General features: G+C 64.6%; 22 protein-coding genes. 12 read left to right on the top strand and 10 right to left on the bottom strand.

The features are described 5' to 3' along the window. Positions 1-36 precede the first annotated feature (36 nt). Positions 37-1,737 (top strand): NAD(P)/FAD-dependent oxidoreductase, encoded by a 1,701-nt coding sequence (locus tag ACRVY7_RS18970; protein WP_431818214.1) that lies wholly within the window; start codon positions 37-39, stop codon positions 1,735-1,737. Between the two features lies 1 nt (position 1,738). On the opposite strand, the gene ACRVY7_RS18965 is transcribed toward ACRVY7_RS18970, so the two are convergent. Beyond that, positions 1,739-2,821 carry an alpha/beta hydrolase gene (locus ACRVY7_RS18965; protein ID WP_431818213.1) on the bottom strand — a complete coding sequence of 361 codons (1,083 nt, stop codon included), beginning with the start codon at positions 2,819-2,821 and terminating at the stop codon, positions 1,739-1,741. 66 nt (positions 2,822-2,887) lie between these two features. On the opposite strand from ACRVY7_RS18965, the gene ACRVY7_RS18960 reads away from it, so the two are divergent. After that, entirely contained in the window at positions 2,888-3,748 is an 861-nt protein-coding gene (locus ACRVY7_RS18960; protein ID WP_431818212.1) for a PfkB family carbohydrate kinase, read from the top strand. Here ACRVY7_RS18960 and zapE read toward each other — a convergent pair. Beyond that, on the bottom strand, positions 3,727-4,734 hold the full coding sequence (zapE, locus tag ACRVY7_RS18955; RefSeq protein ID WP_431818211.1) for a cell division protein ZapE: 1,008 nt from the start codon (positions 4,732-4,734) through the stop codon (positions 3,727-3,729). The two genes, ACRVY7_RS18960 and zapE, sit on opposite strands and share 22 nt — an antisense overlap. Before the next feature lie 56 nt (positions 4,735-4,790). Between zapE and ACRVY7_RS18950 the strand changes: the two genes are divergently transcribed. The 4 genes from ACRVY7_RS18950 to ACRVY7_RS18935 all read left to right on the top strand — a co-directional run bounded on the left by ACRVY7_RS18950 (position 4,791) and on the right by ACRVY7_RS18935 (position 8,138). Further along, positions 4,791-5,372 (top strand): TetR/AcrR family transcriptional regulator, encoded by a 582-nt coding sequence (locus ACRVY7_RS18950; RefSeq protein WP_431818210.1) that lies wholly within the window; start codon positions 4,791-4,793, stop codon positions 5,370-5,372. A 47-nt stretch (positions 5,373-5,419) separates the two neighbouring features. Further along, positions 5,420-5,971: an AAA family ATPase gene (locus tag ACRVY7_RS18945; RefSeq protein WP_431818209.1), complete on the top strand. Its 552-nt coding sequence runs from the start codon at positions 5,420-5,422 to the stop codon at positions 5,969-5,971. A gap of 124 nt (positions 5,972-6,095) precedes the next feature. After that, positions 6,096-7,706 carry an HNH endonuclease signature motif containing protein gene (locus tag ACRVY7_RS18940; protein WP_431818208.1) on the top strand — a complete coding sequence of 537 codons (1,611 nt, stop codon included), beginning with the start codon at positions 6,096-6,098 and terminating at the stop codon, positions 7,704-7,706. A gap of 180 nt (positions 7,707-7,886) precedes the next feature. Beyond that, a complete protein-coding gene (locus tag ACRVY7_RS18935; RefSeq protein ID WP_431818207.1) occupies positions 7,887-8,138 on the top strand; it encodes a hypothetical protein in 252 nt (83 codons plus the stop codon). Between the two features lie 39 nt (positions 8,139-8,177). Here the strand turns inward: ACRVY7_RS18935 and ACRVY7_RS18930 are convergent, their stop codons facing one another. Next, positions 8,178-9,275 (bottom strand): NAD(P)/FAD-dependent oxidoreductase, encoded by a 1,098-nt coding sequence (locus tag ACRVY7_RS18930; RefSeq protein WP_431818206.1) that lies wholly within the window; start codon positions 9,273-9,275, stop codon positions 8,178-8,180. A 104-nt stretch (positions 9,276-9,379) separates the two neighbouring features. Here ACRVY7_RS18930 and ACRVY7_RS18925 point away from each other — a divergent pair, with 104 nt between their 5' ends. Continuing rightward, the gene (locus tag ACRVY7_RS18925) at positions 9,380-9,949 is read left to right on the top strand and encodes a type 1 glutamine amidotransferase domain-containing protein (protein ID WP_431818205.1); all 570 of its coding nucleotides are present in this window, start codon (positions 9,380-9,382) and stop codon (positions 9,947-9,949) included. A gap of 15 nt (positions 9,950-9,964) precedes the next feature. Here the strand turns inward: ACRVY7_RS18925 and ACRVY7_RS18920 are convergent, their stop codons facing one another. Continuing rightward, entirely contained in the window at positions 9,965-10,576 is a 612-nt protein-coding gene (locus ACRVY7_RS18920; protein WP_431818204.1) for an AAA family ATPase, read from the bottom strand. 28 nt (positions 10,577-10,604) lie between these two features. Then, positions 10,605-11,090, bottom strand: a complete 486-nt coding sequence (locus ACRVY7_RS18915) for a PPOX class F420-dependent oxidoreductase (protein WP_431818203.1) — start codon at positions 11,088-11,090, stop codon at positions 10,605-10,607. Positions 11,091-11,250: 160 nt separating this feature from the next. Between ACRVY7_RS18915 and ACRVY7_RS18910 the strand changes: the two genes are divergently transcribed. Further along, positions 11,251-13,254 (top strand): OPT family oligopeptide transporter, encoded by a 2,004-nt coding sequence (locus ACRVY7_RS18910; protein WP_431818202.1) that lies wholly within the window; start codon positions 11,251-11,253, stop codon positions 13,252-13,254. 26 nt (positions 13,255-13,280) lie between these two features. Here ACRVY7_RS18910 and ACRVY7_RS18905 read toward each other — a convergent pair whose 3' ends face one another. Then, complete coding sequence (locus tag ACRVY7_RS18905) at positions 13,281-13,883, bottom strand: TetR/AcrR family transcriptional regulator (RefSeq protein ID WP_431818201.1); 603 nt, start codon at positions 13,881-13,883, stop codon at positions 13,281-13,283. A gap of 41 nt (positions 13,884-13,924) precedes the next feature. On the opposite strand from ACRVY7_RS18905, the gene ACRVY7_RS18900 reads away from it, so the two are divergent. From ACRVY7_RS18900 to trxA, 3 genes are all read left to right on the top strand, one after another. Continuing rightward, on the top strand, positions 13,925-15,067 hold the full coding sequence (locus tag ACRVY7_RS18900) for a phosphotransferase family protein (RefSeq protein ID WP_431818200.1): 1,143 nt from the start codon (positions 13,925-13,927) through the stop codon (positions 15,065-15,067). Continuing rightward, a complete protein-coding gene (locus ACRVY7_RS18895; RefSeq protein WP_431818199.1) occupies positions 15,067-16,182 on the top strand; it encodes an Rv3169 family protein in 1,116 nt (371 codons plus the stop codon). Before ACRVY7_RS18900 ends, ACRVY7_RS18895 begins: the two co-directional genes overlap by 1 nt. 66 nt (positions 16,183-16,248) lie before the next feature. Then, on the top strand, positions 16,249-16,638 hold the full coding sequence (trxA, locus tag ACRVY7_RS18890; protein WP_049699348.1) for a thioredoxin: 390 nt from the start codon (positions 16,249-16,251) through the stop codon (positions 16,636-16,638). A gap of 21 nt (positions 16,639-16,659) precedes the next feature. Here trxA and ACRVY7_RS18885 read toward each other — a convergent pair whose 3' ends face one another. From ACRVY7_RS18885 to ACRVY7_RS18875, 3 genes are read right to left on the bottom strand one after another with little or no spacing between them, the layout of a single operon-like run. Next, positions 16,660-17,094, bottom strand: coding sequence for a hypothetical protein (locus tag ACRVY7_RS18885; protein WP_064865014.1), 435 nt, complete (start codon positions 17,092-17,094; stop codon positions 16,660-16,662). A 3-nt stretch (positions 17,095-17,097) separates the two neighbouring features. Then, a complete protein-coding gene (locus tag ACRVY7_RS18880; RefSeq protein WP_431818198.1) occupies positions 17,098-18,027 on the bottom strand; it encodes a cytochrome c oxidase assembly protein in 930 nt (309 codons plus the stop codon). A gap of 3 nt (positions 18,028-18,030) precedes the next feature. After that, positions 18,031-19,248 (bottom strand): NAD(P)/FAD-dependent oxidoreductase, encoded by a 1,218-nt coding sequence (locus tag ACRVY7_RS18875; protein WP_431818197.1) that lies wholly within the window; start codon positions 19,246-19,248, stop codon positions 18,031-18,033. A 304-nt stretch (positions 19,249-19,552) separates the two neighbouring features. On the opposite strand from ACRVY7_RS18875, the gene ACRVY7_RS18870 reads away from it, so the two are divergent. Beyond that, positions 19,553-20,533, top strand: coding sequence for an alpha/beta hydrolase-fold protein (locus ACRVY7_RS18870; protein WP_431818196.1), 981 nt, complete (start codon positions 19,553-19,555; stop codon positions 20,531-20,533). 27 nt (positions 20,534-20,560) lie between these two features. Here ACRVY7_RS18870 and ACRVY7_RS18865 read toward each other — a convergent pair whose 3' ends face one another. Beyond that, positions 20,561-21,322 carry a siderophore-interacting protein gene (locus tag ACRVY7_RS18865; protein ID WP_431818195.1) on the bottom strand — a complete coding sequence of 254 codons (762 nt, stop codon included), beginning with the start codon at positions 21,320-21,322 and terminating at the stop codon, positions 20,561-20,563. Positions 21,323-21,385 lie beyond the last annotated feature (63 nt).

Here is a 21,385-nt window from a genome sequence, read left to right as displayed (position 1 = left end):
CACTCGACCGACGCCGATTCCTGCCACACTGGAGCCATGGGTGACCAACCCGCAATCGTGCTCGTGTCGTCCGGCCACGCAGAGCAACTTCGCGGCGAGTTCGGCCGGTACCTCCGTGACTATCGCATCGAGTGTGCGGAGTCGGCCGTCGGAGCGGTCGTGCTCCTCGGCAGCCTTGTGGGCGAGGGTGTTCCGGTGGCGCAGATCGTCGTCGAGTCCGAGTTGCCCGACATGTCGGTGTTCGAGGCGCTGAGCACTTTCCGAAGCATCGTGCCGACGGCCAAGCGTGTCGTCGTCATCTCGTGGGAGAACTTCGGCGCCCACATCGAGTTGCTGCGACCCGCCCTTGCGAAGGGCAAATTCGACACATTCTTGCTCATGCCGCGCGGCGCTCGCGACGAAGAATTCCACTACGCGATCACCGAGATGCTCTCGGATTGGGGAGCGACTGTCGCGACCCCGGTCGTCGATTCCGTTCGTGTCATCAGCGACTCGGCGTCGGCGCTCACGCTCGGCATCAGGGACATCCTCGACCGCATGGGGATGCCCAATCGGGTGTACCCCAGCGACAGCGTCGAGGGGCAGGCAGCCATCGCGCTGTACGACTCGGGTGGCGCGCCCGTTCCGTTTCCGCTCGTCCACTCCATGGCCCCGAAGTTGCGTAACCGTGTGATCTCTCCGGGCACAGCCCGCGACGTGTCGGCGCTCATCTACGGGCGGCCGTCGGATGTGGACGAGGACGAGATCGTCGACCTGGCGGTCGTCGGCGCGGGACCTGCGGGACTTGCTGCAGCCGTGTACGGCGCTTCGGAAGGCTTGTCGACGGTGGTTCTGGAATCCGATGTCGTTGGGGGACAAGCGGGTACGAGTTCGATGATCCGTAACTACCTCGGCTTCCCGCGCGGCATCTCCGGGATGCGTCTCGCGCAACGAGCCCGCACGCAGGCAACACGTTTCGGTGCGCGCTTCTACTCCGGCTGGCCGGTCGACGAACTGCGACTCGGCGTCGACGATGCACCGCATCGCCTCTGCACCCAAGGTGGAGACGTGCTTGCGAGAAGTGTGCTCATCGCGAGCGGTGTCGCGTATCGACGGCTCGGTGTCGAATCGCTGGAATCGCTTGTCGGGTCTGGTGTGAACTACGGTGCGGGGATGTCCGCGGCACGCGAGATGGACGGCCGTGACGTGTTCGTCGTCGGTGGCGGCAACTCTGCCGGACAGGCCGCGATTCATCTCGCCCGCTTCGCGCGCTCGGTGACGATACTGATTCGACGAGCAGACCTCACCGAGACGATGTCGCAGTATTTGATCGGCGAGATCGCCTACCACCCGCGGATCAGCGTGCGTGGCACCACCGAGGTCATCGACGGCGGTGGCGATGGTCAACTCGAATGGCTCGAGTTGTGCGACACCGTCACTCGCGCCAGCGAACGGGTGAACGCAGGCGGACTGTTCTTGCTGATCGGCGCCGAACCTCACTGCGACTGGCTGCCCGACAGTATTGCGCTCGACGACCGCGGATTCGTGCTGACCGGACGCGACGTTCCGAAGGATCAGTGGCCTGGCGAACTGCCGCCGCCGAATCTTGCCACAAGTGCCGCAGGGGTTTTCGCCGCCGGCGACATCAGGGCACAGTCGATGAAGCGTGTCGCTGCAGCGAGCGGCGAGGGTGCAAGTGCTGTCCCGATGGTGCACGCGTGGTTGGCGGCACGAAGGACGGCATCAGCCGAGAGCTGACTTACTTGCGTTGCAGCACTTCTCGCGTGTCGAGGTCGTCGAGGAACTCTTCGACGCGCGGCCACGTCTGTTCCGCGGCGGCGTCGCCTGCGATCAGACCGAGATGACTGGTCTCGACCGTCTGGAAGTGCACTTCGGTTGACCTGCCGAGAAGTTCGACCCCGTGGTGGGCGGCTTCCCAGCTCGCGATGGCGTCGCGGTGGCTGCCGAAGAGCTGGATGGGCTTGCGGATCGTCGTGAGATCGACGACGCGACCATCGAAATCGACTACGCCCGAGGCCAATTCGTCCCGGAAGACGAAGTTCTCCCACATCTGGAGCGATACCTTGCCCGCGTAACCGGGCATGGCGTTCTGGAATCGGTCGATGACCTGCATGCGGGCGAGTGCCTCGTGGTCGTCGGCGTTGCGCATGATGTAGAGCGGCTTCTTCAGTTCACGGTCGGCGGCCAGCGCCCTGTACGCAATACGCACCAGTGGCGCGGGAATCCCACCCATCACCTTGAGCGCGCCCGTGATCGGCGCGCCTCCGACCGGTCGCATGACCCGCTTGACGAGCGGGTACGGCGTCACGGCGTCGTAGTCGAGCGGCGTACCGATAGCGGTGAGGGAACGCACCGGCAGGTCCGGGTGCGCTGCGAGCATCAGGAGCGACACGGTCCCGCCCAGGCTCCACGCGGCGACGTCGAGCTCGTCGGCGGAGTAATCCGCGAGCACTCGGTCGATCGCCTGCGGGACGATGTCGTCGAAGTAGGTCTCGAAGCCGACCTGACGGTGCGCCTGCCCGACGTCACCGAAGTCGACGACGTACGGGATGCGACCCGCGGCGAGGAGATGCTCGACGGCCGACTGTCCCGGCCCGAGGTCGTAGCAGCGAGCAGGCACCGCGAGTGGCGGGACCAGCAGGATCGGCGGCCTTCCCGACGCGCGGGCGGCCGCGACCTGCTCGGTGGTGCCGTAGCGGCGCAGCGTGCGCTGCGGATCGTCGAAGAGGGTGACGTGAGGGGTCTCGGTGTCTGGCGCTACCTGATGTCCGCCGAGGATGCGTGCCAGTGTCTGCACTCGTTTCCAGCGTGACGCGGCCATCTGCACTCCTCTATCGCGGTGATCGAACAGCAATCTACGCGACGGGCCGACCGGCATACTCGGGGTATGGAGGCAACAGGTTCAGGATTGGTGGCTATCGTCGGAACGTTGAATCTCGACCTGGTCGTCACACTCGCTCGTAGACCGGCCGTCGGCGAGACCGTCCTCGGTCGGTCGTTGACCGAGCGTCCCGGCGGCAAGGGAGCCAATCAGGCACGGGCAGCCGCCGCAGTCGTGTCAACCGCTCTGGTGGGGGCGACGGGTACCGACGCCGCCGGAGACCGGATGGTGTCTGATCTCGTCGACGCGGGCGTCGACGTCACCTACGTGCGTCGGGTGTCGGGCACCAGCGGCCATGCGGTCATCGAGGTCGACGACGATGGCGACAACAGCATCATCGTGATCTCCGGCGCCAACAGCGAACTGACCCCCGACAATGTCGGCGCGGCACTCGATGCACTGCACCCGGCCGTCGTGATCACACAGTTGGAATCACCCACCGAGGTCACCGCTGCAGCCGCGAAGTGGTGCCACGACAACGAGATTCGTTTCGTCCTCAATCCCAGCCCGACGGCACCCGTTGACTCGTCGATACTCAGCGAGGCCGACCCGCTGATCGTCAATCAGATCGAGGCGGCGTACTACGCCGATTCGACAGACGATGCCGAGCCGGCTGATCTCGCGCGAAAGTTGTTGACTATCAGCAGATCAGTCATCATCACGCGAGGTGGCGACGACGTGGTGGTCGCCGGGAGCGAATCTCTGGACATTCTCGACGTTCCACAGGTCGACGTCGTGGACACCACGGGCGCGGGCGACGTCTTCGCGGGCACGCTTGTCGCGCATCTGGCCAACGGCGCAACACTTCTCGACGCCGCACGCGCCGCGAACAGGGCGTCGGCCGATCACGTTTCCGCGTCGAGATGAGGCGCGTTGGCTGTGGGCCGCAGCATCGACAGCCGGCTGAGCGTGCGGGCCGCGTCGGGCGGCGGGGGCAGCGCGCGGAGGATGTTATGTGGAGTTCCCCGGGACACGACGTGCAGGACGACGTCCCGGTCACAACAGATGTCGACCAGATTTCCCAACCGGCGCAGCGGTTCTCGATCAGTGCAGGCAAGATCTGGTACGTCGCGGAGAGTGATTTCGCGGAAGCGCTCGGTCATCGCGAGGTACTCCCGCATTCCGAGCGGCCGTTCGCAGAGCTCTGCGAACGTCACTGCAGCCGACGTGGCGTTGTGTAGTACCTCGACCGACTGGCCGTTTATATCGATACTCGCGGGGAGCATCCGCGCGATCTCCTCAGACTCCGACGGCGACCAGGTTCCGGATGCGAAGCCTCGTCGCGACGCGCCGTCGAGTCGTCGGTAGTCGTCACCCTCACCGATCCAGATGACCGAGAACTCTCGCTCGACAATATCGATTGCCTGGTGAAACCGATGGTGCAGCAATGGGTTTGGCAGTAGCTTTTGTGGCGCATAGTTTGACGTCGCGATGAACAGTGTCCCGTCGCGGGCGATGCGTCGAAGAGTTGCGGTGAGGTAGATGGCGTCGGCGACATCGTGGACGTGAAACTCGTCGAACATGATCGCCGTTGAGCCACCGAGCAACTCGTCGAGCGCGTCGTCGACAGTCCATCTGGTCGATGCGATGAGTTCGTCGATCGCGGCGAAGAACTCGTAGAAGTGGAAGCGACGCTTTGATGTGGTGGGGATGGCGTTGAAGTACAGGGACGACAACGCGGTCTTGCCCCGTCCCGGATCTCCCCAGAGGTAGAAACCGTTGCCGACATTCCGCGCCATCGACGTGGTCGCTTCACGCTGCGCGACGTCGAGTTTCAGCTCCGACTCAGCGACGGCGACGAGGAACGCCTCACGCATTGCTTCCGCAGCTTTCTGCCTCGCGCGATGTCGCATCTAGTCACCTCGTCTCGGTTACTCTATATTTGTAGAGTAACCGAACGGAGATGTCGATGCCCCGACCCGGCGACCGCCGCCCACTCATCTGCGACCAGGCGATCACGCTGCTGGCCGACGGTGGCGCACGCGCGTTGACACACGGCGCCATCGACCGGGCGGCCGGACTGCCGAAGGGCTCGACGTCGTATTACTTCCGGACTCGTGAGGCGTTGATCTCTGCGACCATCGAACGAATCCGTACGCACTCACGTGAAGCCATGACCAACGCCGAGCCGGTCAGTGACATAACGGCCGACGTCGCAGCGGTGTTCATCACGGAGCAGCTGGTGGCGTTCGATGGCGTTCGACGCGCCGATGCTCTCGCGGTGTTCGCGCTCCTGCCCGAAGTTCGTGAAAATGATTCGCTGCGAGACGAACTCGGCTCATGCTTGTTCTCAATGGAACGCGCAACCGCTCTGCTCGAGGTCTTGGGATCATCGACGCCGCGTGAGGACGCCGCCGACCTCATCGCATTCCTCTCCGGGATGCTGTTCGACATGTTCTTCGGAGTACGCAGCCACAACGTCGGCGGCGCCCGCCCGGCATCGGACTCTGTCGAGAGAATGCTCCGGCGAATGATCTCCGCCCCAGGATGATTGGCGCGGGGCGCGTCTAGCCCCCACTAGTAGAGAAGGAGAAGCGTGTGCAGCGACCGTCGCGTGCAGTCGTGTTGTCGGGATGCTCGGGCGGCGGCAAGTCAACTGTGCTGGAGGACTTGGCGTCTCGCGGATTCACGACGATTGACGAACCTGGCAGACGGATCGTTCGCGACGAGCTCGCAACTGGTGGTCTAGCGTTGCCATGGGTGGACGCCACTGGCTTCGCTCACCGCTGCATAGATACTGCACGAGCCGACCTTGCCCACCACGAGCGCGATCAGTGGGTGTTCTTCGACCGCGGCCTCGTCGACGCCGACACCGCTCTGCGTCACTACGAGGACGGTCATTGCACGGGTTCATCGGCATGCTCGATCGAGGAACTGCAGAGCTACCACAAGCGGGTCTTCTTCACGCCGCCGTGGCCGGAGCTCTACGCCAATGACGAAGAACGCCAACTGAATTTCGCTGACGCTGTCGACGAGTACTCACGTTTGCTCGACGCCTATGAACGGCTCGGCTACAGCATCACCGTTCTGCCGAAAGTAGGCGTCACCGGGCGCTCAGACCTGATACTCGCCGAGCTGGACCTCCTGTGACTCGCTCTGATCCATAGAGCCTGGCCGACTTCGGAATCCGTTGCGCGACTTCGCCGCAAGACGGATTCCACAGCCCGCCGCGCACGGAACGAAAATTGTCAGACCCCGTCTGTATGTTCGATGTATGTCCTTGGAAACCTTCTCCGACCCGGCCGCCGCGGCCGCCGCCACAGGCGTGCCCGCGTCGCAGCCGCCGGTGCTCGCGCGTGTTGCCGAGGACGAATCCCTGTCGAAAACCGATCTGGTCGAGGTGATCGCGCACTGCGCGTCGACCATCGCCTCGGCACAGTTCCGCCTGTTGACGGCGATCAGCCTCATCCACGAGGAACACGAAGAAGACTACGGCGCCGAAATCGGCGAACTCACCGACGGCCGAGCCGACTCACCAGAACAGTTGCGCGAGTTCGCTGCTCGCGGCCGTTCGGGTGAGGACCCCCGCGCGCAGTACGGCCCGAACGGCCTGGAACGCACCATCGCCGACGTCGGCGCAGTGTTGTTGCTACCGCCGGGTCGGGCACGCGAACTGATCATCGACGCCCACGCCCTGCGCTACCGACTCCCCTACACCTCCTCACTCCTGGCGTCTGGGCGCATCGATCTGCAGCGGTTCCATATCGCTGTCGCCCGCACCAGCCTGTGCGGCTCGGACACCATCGCCGAGGTCGACGCCCGCCTCACCGCCGCCCTCTCGGCACGCGACCATCTATCGACAACCCGCTTTGCCGCGCTCGTCGATTCGGTTGTCGCCCAGGTCGATGCCGACGCCGTCAAACGCCGTCGTGCCCGCATCGACGCCGACCGCAACATCCAGGTGCGTCCCGATCGGTGGACCCCCGGCCAAGCCCGACTGACCGGCACCGTGCCCGCCGCCTCCGGGGTGTTGATCGACCAACGCCTCACCCAACTCGCCAACAGCGTCCACGACGCCGACCCCCGTACCCACGCACAACGTCGCGCCGACGCGTTGACCGCGTTCGCCAACGGCGACACCACCCTCGCCTGCCGATGCGACACCTGCACCACCCCCAACACCGAACCTGCTGACTCAGACTCCGACCCGACGCCAGCACCAATGCCGGTGGGTCCGCGCGCGATGATCCATGTGGTGGCGAATCAGTCCACCCTTGATGGTCAGGACGATCAGCCCGGCTACCTCGACGGGGTCGGAGTCATCGACGCCGACACCGTCCGCGAGTTGGCCGCAGACGCAGCATTCGACTACCTCGACACGGGCGCCGGCGTCGGCGCTCTGGATCCGCGCCACCCCGACCACGCCGCGGCCGCCCGCGCCGCCTTGCGCTACGTGCCCAGCAAAAAACTCCTCTCGCTGGTCCGCTCGGGGGAACTGTGTTGCACGTTTCCCGGGTGCACCAACCCGGTGTGGCAGGCCGACGTCGACCACAGCACCCCGTTTGACCACCACAACCCGTCCAGCGGTGGGTTGACCGTGCGCGCAAACCTCAAACCGTTGTGCCGGTTTCATCACCGAACCAAAACGTTCAGTCGATGGCGTGACTATCAACTCGACCTGCAGACAGCGATTTTCGTATCCCCCACCGGGCACACCTTTGTCGGCAACGCCTTCGGCGGACTCGACCTGTTCCCCAAACTCATCACCGACAAGCCACCCGATCACCCCGCGCGCCGAACCATCGACACCATCCACGCCCAACGACGCGCCAAAGTCACACGCGCCGAAGAAAAGTGGAACGAAGAAAACCCGCCTCCCTACTGATCAAAATGCAGTGCATGTGAGCGGTCGCGGCTGCTAACGTCACGCCCGCTATGGAGGTGAACGTTGAGTAGATCCGCGCCGTCGAGTGAGTCCCTGTCATTGGGTGAGCCCGACTGCTTTCATGTGTCGTCCGTCCTCAACAGAGACTCGATCGCGGCCCACGGTCTCGACGTTAGGCGGATGGGTGCTGCGCGAGGCATCGCCGGCAGTCGCCGACCCGAGCAAGACGGCTGCTTCATTGCGCGCGGAACGTGGCAGCGCGACTACTTCGTCAACATGAACAACACCGGCGGGCCAGTCGACGTGTGGCGAGTCTCGAAAATCGATCCCGAAGCGTTTGTGACCTCACCCGAGGGATACAGCTACGTGCCCGGCGCCATTGCGGCATCACAACTTGTCCTCACCGACACGGACATCCACCCGCGGGCGTGAGCCGCGCGAATATCGCGACTTCGACCTGGCGTTTCGCGGTCAGCCCCGCCCCGCGCCCAGCTTGTCGGCAGGGGTGAACGGGGTGGGAACCGAGCCCACGTCGACGGCAAGCGCGAGGGTCTCGCCGATCGTCGGTGCGTGCTTGAACAGGTTGTGCCCAGCGAGGGCGAAAACCGGTCCGTTCTGCCAGATCCCGACGCCGTCGTCGCCCCACGGCAGGGCGGTGACCCAACAGTGCACGATGCCGGTCGGCGTCGGATCGAATCCTGGGAGTGCGCGCGACACATAGGCGCGGGCGTCGTGGGCATGGCGCGCGAGGGCGTCGCCGTCAACGATCGCGCCGTCGACGTCGGCATCGACCGAATCGGCGAGACCGAGGCCGTACGCCGACCTGTCCGGATAGGCGGCCGCGTAAATCCCACTGAAACCGAAGGCGTCACTACCGTCCTGCAACGTCGGAAGCCGACCAGCGCCATCGCGCACTGCGAACGAAACCCGCACGTGCGCACCGAGTTTCACCGGGATCTCGATCCCGACGCCGCGCGCCAGCGCCGCGGTTCCACGCCCGGCACACACGACGGCCGCGGCGTGCTCACCCACCACCGTGGGGCAACGAACCTGCACGCCGTCGTCGACACTCCTCAGCGAGATGACCTGTTCGCGCACAACGCAATCGCCCAGGTTCTGACTGAGTAGTTCGATGGCCGTGCGCGTGTGGATGGAGCCCGCAGAGGGATCGAACACCGCCGGGCCGTCGTAGTCGGCCAACTGCGGCAGTAGCGAGTGCAACTCTTCCGATCCGATCTCACGCGCACCGATCTCCGAATACTGTTGCATTGCAGGCAATCTCCGTAACGCGGCGTCGCCGAGAGCAAGACCGCCGTCGCCGGACACCAAGGGTGCACCGAGTTCGTCTTCCCATCGGCGCCAGTGCGCTCGAGCGCGCACAGCGAGTTCGACGAGGCGCGGGTCGTCGTGCGCGTGCCGGAAGATCCGTGACTGCCCGGCCGACTGGCCGAATCCCGGCGTTCCGGTCTCGTACACCGTGACGGTCGATCCCTGTTGGGCGAGTTGATATGCAGTCGAGAGTCCGATGATCCCGGCGCCGATCACTGCAACGTCTGACGTCAGTGCCATGCCCTCACCGTACGTCCGCCCTGCGCATCCGCGTGCGGACCTTCGCACCCATCTCGACGCGTACGGTCGAAGTAGGGGAGAACAAACGAGAGGAATCGTGTCACATGGCAGACGAACTCAATGGGATCACCGTCGCCTTTCTGGTCGCACCGGAGGGCATCGAGCAGGTCGAGTTGACCGAACCGTGGCGCGCCGTCGAAGAAACCGGCGGTACACCGAAACTCGTATCCACCAGCGACGGCGAGGTGCAAGCATTCAACCACCTCGACGCCGCCGACAAGTTCACCGTCGACGCGACAACCGATTCGGTCACAGCAGCCGACTTCGACGCGCTGGTCCTACCGGGTGGCGTCTCGAATCCGGATTTCCTGCGGACAGACGCATCTGCGGTCGCATTCGCCAAGGGCTTCTTCGAGGCGGGCAAACCCGTCGCGGCAATCTGCCACGCACCATGGACGCTCGTCGAAGCCGACGTCGTGCGCGGACGCACACTCACCTCGTGGCCGAGCCTGCAGACCGACCTTCGCAATGCGGGCGCCACCTGGGTCGACGAGGAGTTGGTTGTCGACCGCGACGGCCCGAACACCCTGATCACCAGCCGCAAGCCCGACGACCTACCGGTGTTCGACGCCGCACTGGTCGCCGAGTTCGGACGGAGCACGGTCGCGCACTGACACCTCCGACGCGCCCTACAGTCGGATATGTCGGATACCAACCTGCAGACGACGCGCCTGGTAGCGTGCCGCACCCAATCGAGGGTGCTCCAGCGGTAAGTCGAGATCGTCTGCGATCTGCTCGACCACTTCGTCGATACTCAGATCATCGGTGGGGATATGGGTTGCGAATCTGCTGTCCTGCAACGCAACGACGCAGCGCTGTGCTTGCTGCATCGCCCACGTCTCATCGGTGCCGATCAGACGTCCGACGACGGACGCCAATCTAGATCTCAAGCGCTTGTGAATCACCTCGACCGACGCAGTCAATGCGTAGTGGCGCACGTCGACGCCTTCGGCGCGTAAGCCTCCCACTACTTCATCGAAGTAAGTCGTATCGACCAGCGTCATCGGGACGATTACTGGGCACCGGGTCTCGTGGTCTGCCTGTGCAAGGGTCTCGACTACCCCGGATCGCCCCTGCGGACGGTCTTGAAAGTCAGCTCGGCTGGTCGCCGGAAGCATCTTATGAATAGCGAATCCCAGGAGCTCGGGATCGGCGACATGCGAGGCCGCGAGCCTACGACTCAGTTCATGAGCGGTCTGCGTTTTGCCGACCCCGAAAGCGCCGTTGATCCAGATGATCATGCGCCGAAGCTACCGCGCCAAACCCGACCTACCTGTCCCGCGCGTCGAGCTCGGCGGCGATGTCGGCGGGAAAGCCGCCCGTGGCGACCGGACCCCACGACGTCGGGGTGATGCGGATCAGCGACTTGTTCTGCACCCGCATCGCCGCGCGGTATTCGTCCCAGTCGGGGTGCTCACCGGAGATCGATCGGAAGTAGTCGACGAGCCCGTCCTCGGCGTCGGGCATGTCCAACACCTCCGCGGTGCCATTCACCTGGACCCAGGGTCCGTTCCATTCGTCGGACACGACACACACGCTGACCGTCGAATCACGTTTGGCATTAGTTGTTTTCGCTCGGCCCGGGTAGGTCGCGATGACGATGCGGCCGTCTTCGTCGACTCCGCCGGTCACCGGCGAGAGCTGCGGCGAGCCGTCGCGCCTGCGAGTGAGCAGCAGTAGATGATGACGCGGGCGAACGAAATCGAGAAGCGCATCACGGTCGACGGCGTCGGCGGTCGCAATTGTTTTGGCCATGTCTCGACCATACGTTCTGTGCCCCGACACAACCTCTGCCCCGACACAGAAGGCCGCGCGCGTGCAACAACACACATCGCTGTGCCCTCGGCCTTAGAGTTGACGAACCAGTCTCGGCAGGCGACGGACACCGAGTGTCCGGGATGCGAGAGGAACTCAGATGTCCGTCACGGCTCCAGAACGTCCGACAGGTCTTCGCGAACTCACGCTGCGCGGGGTGATCCTCGGCGGCGTCATCACCCTGGTCTTCACGGCGGCCAACGTCTACCTCGGCCTCAAGGTCGGACTCACGTTCGCCACGGCGATCCCCGCAGCAGTCATCTCGATGGCTGTGCTGCGCAACTTCGCACACCACTCCATCGTCGAGAACAACATCGTCCAGACCATCGCGTCGGCCGCGGGAACGCTCTCGGCGATCATCTTCGTGATCCCCGGCCTCGTCATGGTCGGCTACTGGACGGGCTTCCCCTACTGGATCACCGTCGCGGTCTGCCTCGTCGGCGGCATTCTCGGCGTGATGTATTCGATCCCGCTGCGCCGCGCACTCGTCACCGGATCGGACCTCCCCTACCCCGAAGGCGTTGCCGCCGCAGAGGTCCTCAAGGTCGGTGACACCGCAGAGGGAGGTCGACGCAACCGAATCGGACTGCGCGCCATCACGATCAGTGGCATCACGTCGGCGGTCTTCGCACTACTCGGCAACCTCAAACTGATCAGCACCGACGTCTCAACGGCATTCCGGGTGGGTTCGGGCGGCACGATGGTCGGTGCGGGACTTCAACTCTCACTCATCGGCATCGGCCATCTCGTCGGACTCACCGTCGGCCTCGCCATGTTCCTCGGTGTCATCATCTCGTACGGCGTCATCCTCCCGATCAAATCCGCCGGAGAGTTCGCCGCCAACTCCGACGTCGCAGACGTCGTCAGCACAGTGTTCAAGAACGACGTCCGATTCGTCGGTGCGGGCGCCATCGCGATCGCCGCGATCTGGACCCTGCTCAAGCTCATCGCCCCCATCGTCAAGGGCATCGTCGACGCTCTGGCCTCGGCTCGCGCACGCCGCGAGGGTGTCACCGTCGACATCACCGAGCGCGACATCCCCTTCCCCATCGTCGGCGGAACCATCGTCTTCATGCTGCTCCCGATCGGACTCCTCCTCTGGGACTTCGTACACGGCACAGCACTCTCCGGAAGTGCGGGCGGAATCATCGCCGCCACAGTTCTTTTCATCTTCATCATCGGCATGGTGATCGCTGCGGTATGCGGCTACATGGCGGGCCTCATCGGATCGTCGAACTCCCCGATCTCGGGTGTCGGCATCCTCGCCGTGATCATCGCCGCACTGCTCATCAAGTTCGTCTACGGCGCCGCCGATCCCGCGCAATCATCGACGCTCGTCGCCTTCACTCTCTTCGCAACGGCGATCGTGTTCGGCGTCGCGACCATCTCCAACGACAATCTGCAAGACCTTAAGACCGGCCAGCTGGTCGGCGCGACACCGTGGAAACAGCAGGTGGCGTTGATCATCGGCGTGTGCTTCGGTTCGCTGGTCATCCCCCCGATCCTCGGAGTGATGAACACCGCCTTCGGATTCGACGGCGCACCGGGCGCCGGAGCCGACGCCCTGCCAGCCCCCCAGGCGAGCCTGATCTCCGAGCTTGCCAAGGGTGTCTTCGGCAACGATCTCAACTGGCCGATGCTCGGCCTGGGAGTCGCCATCGGAGCGGTCGTGATCGTCATCGACGAGGTCGGCCACCGCGTCAACAAGAAGGTCGCTCTCCCCCCGCTCGCTGTCGGCATGGGGATGTACCTGCCGATGTCCGTGACGCTGATGATCACGGTCGGCGCGATTCTCGGTCACTTCTACAACAAGTGGTGCGAGCGCGTCGGCGGCGACGTCGCGCAGAAGAAGCGGATCGGCGTGCTCGTCGCGACGGGACTCATCGTCGGCGAGGCGTTGTGGAGCGTGGTCTATGCGGGCATCGTCGCGGCAACGGGCGACGATAGCGTGCTTTCGATTGTCGGCGACGGCTGGGCCAACGGCTCGCAGATCGTCGGCGTGATCGCCTTCGTCGTCGTCGTCCTCGGCATGTACAAGGTGACCGAGATCCTCGCCAAGCGCAGCGAAGACGACGACCCGGCACCGGATCTCACGAAGAAGTGAGCATGCGTCGAGAACCCGTAAGCCGCTCAGTCCACGAGGACACCGTGTTCGATGATGGCGAGAATTCCTGCGCCCCAATCGTTATCCAGCTCGACGTCCGGTAGCAGCAACGCCCGCAACATCGCTGCCCCTCCCATCATCTCGACGACGCGGTCGGGATTCGTACCCGCACGCACCTCACCCTTGTCGACCGCGGCCACGAGCCGCTCCCGAAACGCGGCGAACACACTCGCGAACCCCTCGATCACTCGACGATGCAGTTCTGGATCGGCCGCCATATCGGTCACCAACCCCGGCAACGCGGCACGGGTCACCGGCGAATTGAATACCTCGCGCGCACGGGTGACCATCACCTCGAGATCATCGGCGACGTGGCCCGTCGACGCCGACAAGACCGTCATGCCGGAGAAGGTCGCGTCGTGCACGAGATCCTGCTTGCCCGACCATCGTCGGTAGATCGCCGTCTTGGTGGTGCCCGCCCGCTCGGCGACGGCCGATACGGTCAGCCGCGCATATCCCAGTTCCACCAACAGTTCTCGCGCCGCTGCGAGCACCGCCACGTCGATCGCGCCGTCGCGGGGACGACCTTTTCCGAAAACCTTGCCATCCGTCGTCGTATCTGGTGTCATAACGCTACTCAGCGTAGCGTAATCCGGCGAAAGGACTCGCCATGAGCACCCGACCCACTCTCGAGGAACTCGACCACCTGCAGCGATCGGAACGCGATACCGCGACGATCCCGACGTTGCTGGCGGAATGGCTCAGCGAACTGCTACCGCCGGGTGCCAACCCGAGCGTGACCGTCGCCGCGGGCATCGAAGCCAACGGCATGTCGTCGGAAACCGTCATGCTCACCGGCCACTGGACCGAGAATGGCGTTGCGCGAGAACAACAGTGGGTGATGCGGATGCAGCCACGCCCCGCCGATATTCCGGTGTTCGCGGAATACCACCTCGACTACCAATTCGAGGCGATGCGCCTCGCGGCACAACTGACCGACCTGCCCATCCCCACCACGCGTTGGCTCGAACCGACCGGCGACGTACTCGGCTCACCCTTCTTCCTGATGGACCGCGTCGACGGCCTCGTCCCTCCCGACGTGATGCCCTACACCTTCGGCGACAACTGGTTCTTCGACGCCCCCGCCGACAAGCGCAGATCCCTACAGGACGCGACGATCGACTTGATCGCGACACTGCATTCAATTCCCGACGCGCAGAACACCTTTGGGTTCCTCGACCAGCGCGACGACGCGTCGTCGACTCCCCTACGTCGACGCCTCGACGCGCTACAACGCTTCTACGACTTCGCCGCAGACGATCTCGGCCGCTCACCGCTCCTCGACCGCGCAATGGTCTGGCTCGACACCCACTTCCCCACCGAGATCGCGGCCGGCGAGACGGTCTTCAACTGGGGCGACGCGCGCATCGGCAACGTGATCTATCAAGACTTCACACCCGCCGCCGTCCTCGATTGGGAGATGGCAACTCTGGGTCCACGTGAACTCGACATCGCGTGGTTGATATTCGCCCACAACGTCTTTCAAGAACTGGTCGGTCTTGCGAGCATGCCAGGTCTACCCGACGTGCTTCGCGAGGACGACGTCCGTGCCACCTACCGCAAGCTCACCGGCGTGGAGCTCGGCGACCTGCACTGGTTCTACCTGTACTCGGCGGTGATCTGGGGAGTGATCTTCATGCGCACCGCGTCACGACGCATCCACTTCGGCGAGATGGCGCCACCAACCGACATCGACGCCGAGCTGTTCTACCACCGCCCGCTATTGCAGCGACTACTCGACGAGGAGATCTGATGCTGGGACCACTCGACGAGTATCCGGTTCACCAACTGCCCCAACCGATTGCGTGGCCGGGCAGCTCCGACCGCAACTTCTACGACCGGTGCTACTTCAACGCCCACGACCGCACCGGCGACATCTTTCTCGTGACCGGCCTCGGTTACTACCCCAACCTCGGGGTCAAGGACGCGTTCGTCGTGATCCGCCGCGGCGACGAACAGACCGCGGTGCACCTGTCCGACGCGATCGATCAGAATCGACTCGACCAGCACGTCGGCGGCTACCGCATCGAGGTGATCGACCCACTCCACACGATCCGCCTCACCCTCGAACCCACCGACGGGATCTCCTTCGACCTGACGTGGAACGGACTATTCGACGTCGTGCAGGAGCTGCCGCATGTGATGCGCAGCGGCAACCGGATCACGTTGGACGCGCAGCGTTTTGCCCAGCTCGGGTCGTGGTCGGGGTGGATCCGCGTCGACGACACCGAGATCGCCGTCGAACCGTCGACGTGGATCGGGAGCCGTGATCGCTCCTGGGGCATCCGGCCTGTCGGAGAAGCCGAACCCACCGGACGTCCCGCCGACCCACCGTTCGACGGCATGTGGTGGACCTACGTCCCCATCGCATTCGACGACTTCGAGCTCGTCCTGATCGTCCAGGAGTCGCCCGACGGCATCCGCACGCTCAACGACTGTTCACGGGTCTGGAAGGACGGCCGCGTCGAGCAACTCGGCTGGCCGCGATTCGACATCCACTACCGTTCCGGGACCCGCGAGGTCACGGGCGCAACCATCGCGGCAACGGCCGCAGACGGTTCGCCGGTCACCTTCGAGGTCGACTCGCTGCTCGCGGCACCGCTGCACGTCGGCGGCGGATACGGCGGCGATTCCGACTGGCAGCACGGCATGTGGCGCGGCGAGGGATTCACCGAACGCGTCACCTACGACATGACCGACCCCGCAGTCGTCGGACGAATCGCATTCGGCGCCACCGACCACGTCGCACGTGCGCGGTGCCGCGAAGCCGACGGCACGACGCGCGAGGGCTGGGGCATGTTCGAGCACTTCTGCCTCGGCAGGCACGACCCGACGGGGTTCACCGATTGGCTCGACGTCGCCCCGTAGCGATCCCGCCGCGTCGATCGTGCGTGAGCACATGACGGGCGTGTTCAGCGTGCGTACCGTGGACTCATGAGCACACAAGAGATCACGCTTGGCAATTTCGAGGACACCATTTCGGCCGGCGGCACCGTGCTGGTCGATTTCTGGGCGGAGTGGTGCGGCCCGTGCCGACAGTTCGCCCCGACCTTCGAGAAGGCGTCGGAGACTCACCCCGACATCGTGTTCGGCAAGGTCGACACCGAGGCCGAACAGCAGCTCGCAGCGGGCTTCGGCATCCAGTCGATCCCGACGCTGATGGCTTTCCGCGACGGCGTGCTGGTCTTCAATCAGCCGGGCGCACTCCCACCGGCACAGCTCGAACAGCTCATCACCGCGGTGAACGACCTCGACATGGATCAGGTGCGCGCCGAGATCGCCGCCGCCGACGCCGCACAGGGCGGCAACCAGCAGGAGTCCTGAACTCCTAGAACCGCCCGGCGACTAGAACCTCCCGGCGACGAATCCGGCGAACAGCACGAGAAAGCCGCCGATCTCGCCGACCATCAGCGCGATCATCGACACCCGCAGAACCGGGTCTTCGCGGGCGAACTGGTTGGTGGTGTCGCGCAACATGCCGTGCATGATGTAGCTGCCGATAGCTCCGAGGAAGAACACCACCATCACCATCGCCGCGGCGAGGTTCAACCACGTCGGCCATGCGCTGAGGTAGACGAAGACAGCGACGAGAGCGGTCGCGAACGCGTAGAGCAGCGCCGACCGGTGAGCGATGTCGACGTACGGATGCGCCAGGTGATCGGGCGAGTTGCGCATCTGCTCGTACTTCCAGACCCCGAGAATCAGGGCAAGAAGAAACACCAGGCCCGACGCCCCGAGAGTGATCGCGGTCGCGTAATCGAGGTCGACGGTTGTGCGCATCGCCTAACGATATCTGTCCCGCAAATTGGGATCCGACTCCCACCACAATCCGCTCGTGGCGTCATCGGCGTCGGGGACGGCCGCCTCGTCACTCGACTCCAGCGCGGCGTCGACCTGCTTTTCGGTCTCGCGTTCGTCGGTACGGAAGCGTCGGAACAGCACCATGAGAAACGGCAGTCCGACGACGTCGCCGAGAATCCAGAGAATGCCCGCACCGATCGTCTGATCCATGCGCAGACTCGGCCCCCAGGTTCTGTGCAGTGCCGTGTAGTAGTCGACCGCCACCAGCGACCCCTGCCACAGCACGATCCCGAGCAGTCCGTCGGCGATGCTCTCGACCGTGGTGATGCCGAGCGACAGCGCCTGCGGGTATCTGCGCGGAACCGGATCGACCTGCAGGCGTGCGTAGAAGTACCCGACGCCGATCGCCACGAGGAGGAGACGCGTGGCGACGTCGACCGACTCGTCGCGCAGCACCAGCTCGTACCACCCGGTGAAGTAGATCAGCCAGGGCACGCTGAGCATCAGCGCCGACGTCGGGATCGGCCCGAGCAGCACGCGTGCAGCCCGGCTGTTCATCGCGGCGTCGAGTCGTGCACGGCCGCGCGAGCCGAGTGCTTCCCGCAGCACTGTCACGGGTCGGCCCAGGGCCAGACCGAATGGCGCAACCAGCAGTAGCAGCACGAACTGCAGCGCGCGGACCCAGAACAGGGTGTCGGCGTAGACGCCGACCACGCTGATCCCCGCGATCAGCCAGACTCCGACGCCGAGCACGGTGAACACACACGCAGACCCACGCGAGACCGTCGCACTTCGCCGCCAGCCCGCCCAGTAAGCAGCCAGGACCGCTGCCACGATCACCGTGGTGACCGTGTCGAGCCGCCAGGAGATGAGCGCGACGTCGAAGGTCAGCGGAGTTGTCGGCGCGTGCACGACTTACAAGTCTGCAAGTGCCACAGACGAATCGGCAAGAGCGTCCGGGTCGACGGGATCGCCGCCGAGGATCAGTTGCTTGATGCCGTCGAGCTGATCCCAGATGTTGACCTGCATGCCCGCGAGGACGGTGTTGTCGCCGTCGAGCCAGAAAACGACGAACTCACGACCCGGTACGTCACCTCGGAAGACGACCTTCTCGTAGCCGTCGGACAGCCCGCTGTACTCCATGCCGAGGTCGTACTGGTCGGTGAAAAAGTACGGGAGGTTCTCGTACTCGGCGCTGCCGCCGAGCATGTTGGTGACGGCGACCGCCGGTTGGTTCATCGCGTTCGCCCAGTGTTCGACGCGCACACGACGTTCGAGGATCGGATGCTCGGCATTCGCGATATCGCCGACGACGTAGATGTCGGGGTCGCTGCTACGCAAGCCCGCGTTGACCAGCACGCCGCCACCGTCGATGTCGAGTCCCGCAGACTCCGCGACGTCGAGGTTGGGAACAGCACCCGCGGCGATCAACACGGCGTCGGCAGCGATGGTGTCGCCGTCGGCGAGACGCAATCCCGTCGCCGCGCCGTTCTCGGTGGTGATCTCGGCGACCTTGACCTCGGTCCGAAGGTCGACGCCGTGCTCGCGGTGCAGGTCGGCGAAGACCTGGGCCACCTCCGGCCCCAGCGCGCGCAGCAGCGGCAGCTTCGAGGCTTCTGCGATCGCCACCTCGACCCCGCGCTCACGCGCGGAAGCAGCGACCTCCATGCCGATCCAGCCCGCCCCGACAATCGCCAGGCGCGAGCCCTCGGTGAGCGTCTCGCGGATCGCGCGGGCATCGTCGACGGTCCGCAGGTAGTGGACGCCCGAGGCGTCGGCACCCGGCAGGTCGATAACCCGCGACGACGAGCCCGTGGCCAGCAGCAACTTGTCGTAGGACACCGTCGAACCGTCGGGGAGCGACACTGTCTTGGCAGCGGCGTCGACCTTCTCGATACGGGTTCCCGGACGGAACTCGACGCGCTGGTCGAGGTACCAATCGGTGTCGTGGACCGTGAACTCGGGCAGGTCCTGCTTGCCCTGCATGAATTCCTTCGACAACGGCGGACGTTCGTACGGCAGCTCGTTCTCGACGCCGAAGATCACGACATCGCCGTCGAAATCTTGTTCACGTAGCGCCTCGGCGGCCTTTGCCCCCGCCAGCCCTCCTCCGACTATCGCAATCGTTGTCACAGCGCAGACCTTCCGCCTCGGTAAAAGAATTCCTTCGTGGTGCAGTTACTCGGACTCGACTCCAACGCTACGCGTCGACCCAGCACACGCTGGGCAAACGGCGCATGATGATCACGAAACAATCACGGCGGATTTGTCGGATTGGCGAAGTACACAGGTGTTGGTGCGTAACTATTAGCCGACTTCGTATTACCAAATGATAACGACGCGCTGTAGGCTCAATCGCGATTCCTGAATCGACTGTCACCGATCGGACGATCGGACGACTCTCGAATTCATGTTCTCCTAATGGAAGTGGTCGCTCGTGTCCCACACGCGTCGTCGGGTCCTGCCCGTCTCAGTCCTGATTGTGGCGCTGGCCCTCGTGGTCGGCTTGATCTCCGGTGCCGGTGGCGCGCGTGCGTGGGGTCCGCCCGCCAAGCAGATCAAGGGCTTCATCAACGAGCAGATCTACAACTACGGCATGGACCACCCGGTCTCTGTCCGCGCATGGCCGTCGCAAACCACCAACCCGCGCAATGCGCCGACGGTCATCTTCCTCGACGGCCTGCGCGCCACCAATGACTTCAACGGCTGGGAGCGGGAGACCAACGTCGCCTACCTGGCACTGCGTGGCTACAACGTCGTCATGCCGATCGGTGGCCAGTCGTCGTTCTATGCCGATTGGCAGCGAGCATCGGCCAGCGCAGGCCAGCGCAATCCGTACCGCTGGGAGAGCGTGCTCAAGGGCAGCCTTCCGCGGTTCCTCGACAGCCACGGCTTCCGTAACCGCACGCTCGTCGGCCTCTCGATGTCGGCGAGCCAGGCCGTGATCATCGGCAATGAGCGGCGCGATCTCTACCAGCGCGTGGTCTCGATGTCGGGCTTCATGAACCTCGTCGCGACCGGCATGCAGACCATGCTGCGCGCAGCGGCCTGGGATGCGGGCCACTACAACCTCAACGACATGTGGGGCTGGTTCCCCAACGGCCAAGCCTTCCAGCATTCGCCGACGGAAAACCTTCCGGCGATGAACGGCCTGCACCTGTGGATGTACGCGGGCACCGGCGTGTGGGGCGATCACCAGCCTCCCGGCGCCAACAACACCGACTTCTACATCACCGGATTCAACTCGACGGCGATCGAGGCGGTCTCCGGTGAGCAGAGCCGCACCTTCGCGCTCGCAGCACCGCTGTTCGGCGTGAACCTGCGCACCGACTTCCCGATCACCGGAACCCACGCCTGGGGTTACTGGCAGCAGGCGATCTGGAACATCTACAACAACGGTTGGTTCCGCAACGGATAAGCGGTGCGCGACCGGCGCCCGGATCGGTCAGGACGGATCGATACCGGTGCGCCAGTACGCCTGGGCTTTGACCGCTTTCTTGTCGAGCTTGTAGTCGGTCTTGAACACGCCCGCGATCGCGCGTGTCGCGGTCATGTCCAGCGCCACCCACGCGAAGTGGTCCGACGCGTCGAACGCCGCTGCCCGCACCTGCTCGACGATCGCGCTGCCGTCTGCCCCGCGGTCGACGTAGCTCAGCGTGTCGTGCTCACGCACCGCGATCGGCAGTTCCTTGTCGTCGCCGTGGGAGACCTCGAACCAGATCGTCGCGGGAACAGTCGGCGTCGACGCAGTCAGGGCTTCCAGGAGTGAGTTGATCGCCGGCAGCGCTGCGGGATCACCCGCGATGAGCCACCCCTTCGGCGCGGGTTCGGGAAGCGCGAACTTCGATCCCATGAACGTCGCGCTGATCACGTCTCCCGGCTGTGCCGAGAGCGCCCAGCGAGGCGCAGCGCCGTCGTGGATCGCGAACTCGATCGAGAAGGTGTCGGTTGCGGGGTCGGGATCGACGAGGGTGTATCCGCGCTGGTGGATCTTGCCGTGCTTGTTCACGAACCACATACGAATCCACATGGTCGGATGCACCGGGCGATCCTTGAGCAGTCCCCCACCGACGAAATCGACGCGGACATAGTGATCGGTGATCTGCCGCATACCTGTCACGGTGAGTTCATAGTCGTCGGCCCCCATGAGCTTGAGGACCGCGCCCTGCCAGCCACGCGACTTATTCTTCGTGGGTGATTCGACCATTTCTCGACCTTCCGTCCGCGCATCGCCGCCTGTTTGTGAGGGTAGCCTACCTTTTCTCGGTGT

This window comes from Gordonia jacobaea (assembly GCF_965344965.1).
Classification (GTDB): Bacteria; Actinomycetota; Actinomycetes; order Mycobacteriales; family Mycobacteriaceae; genus Gordonia; species Gordonia jacobaea.
Note: the sequence above shows the minus strand (reverse complement) of the source record. Positions and strands in the feature narration are given on the sequence as shown.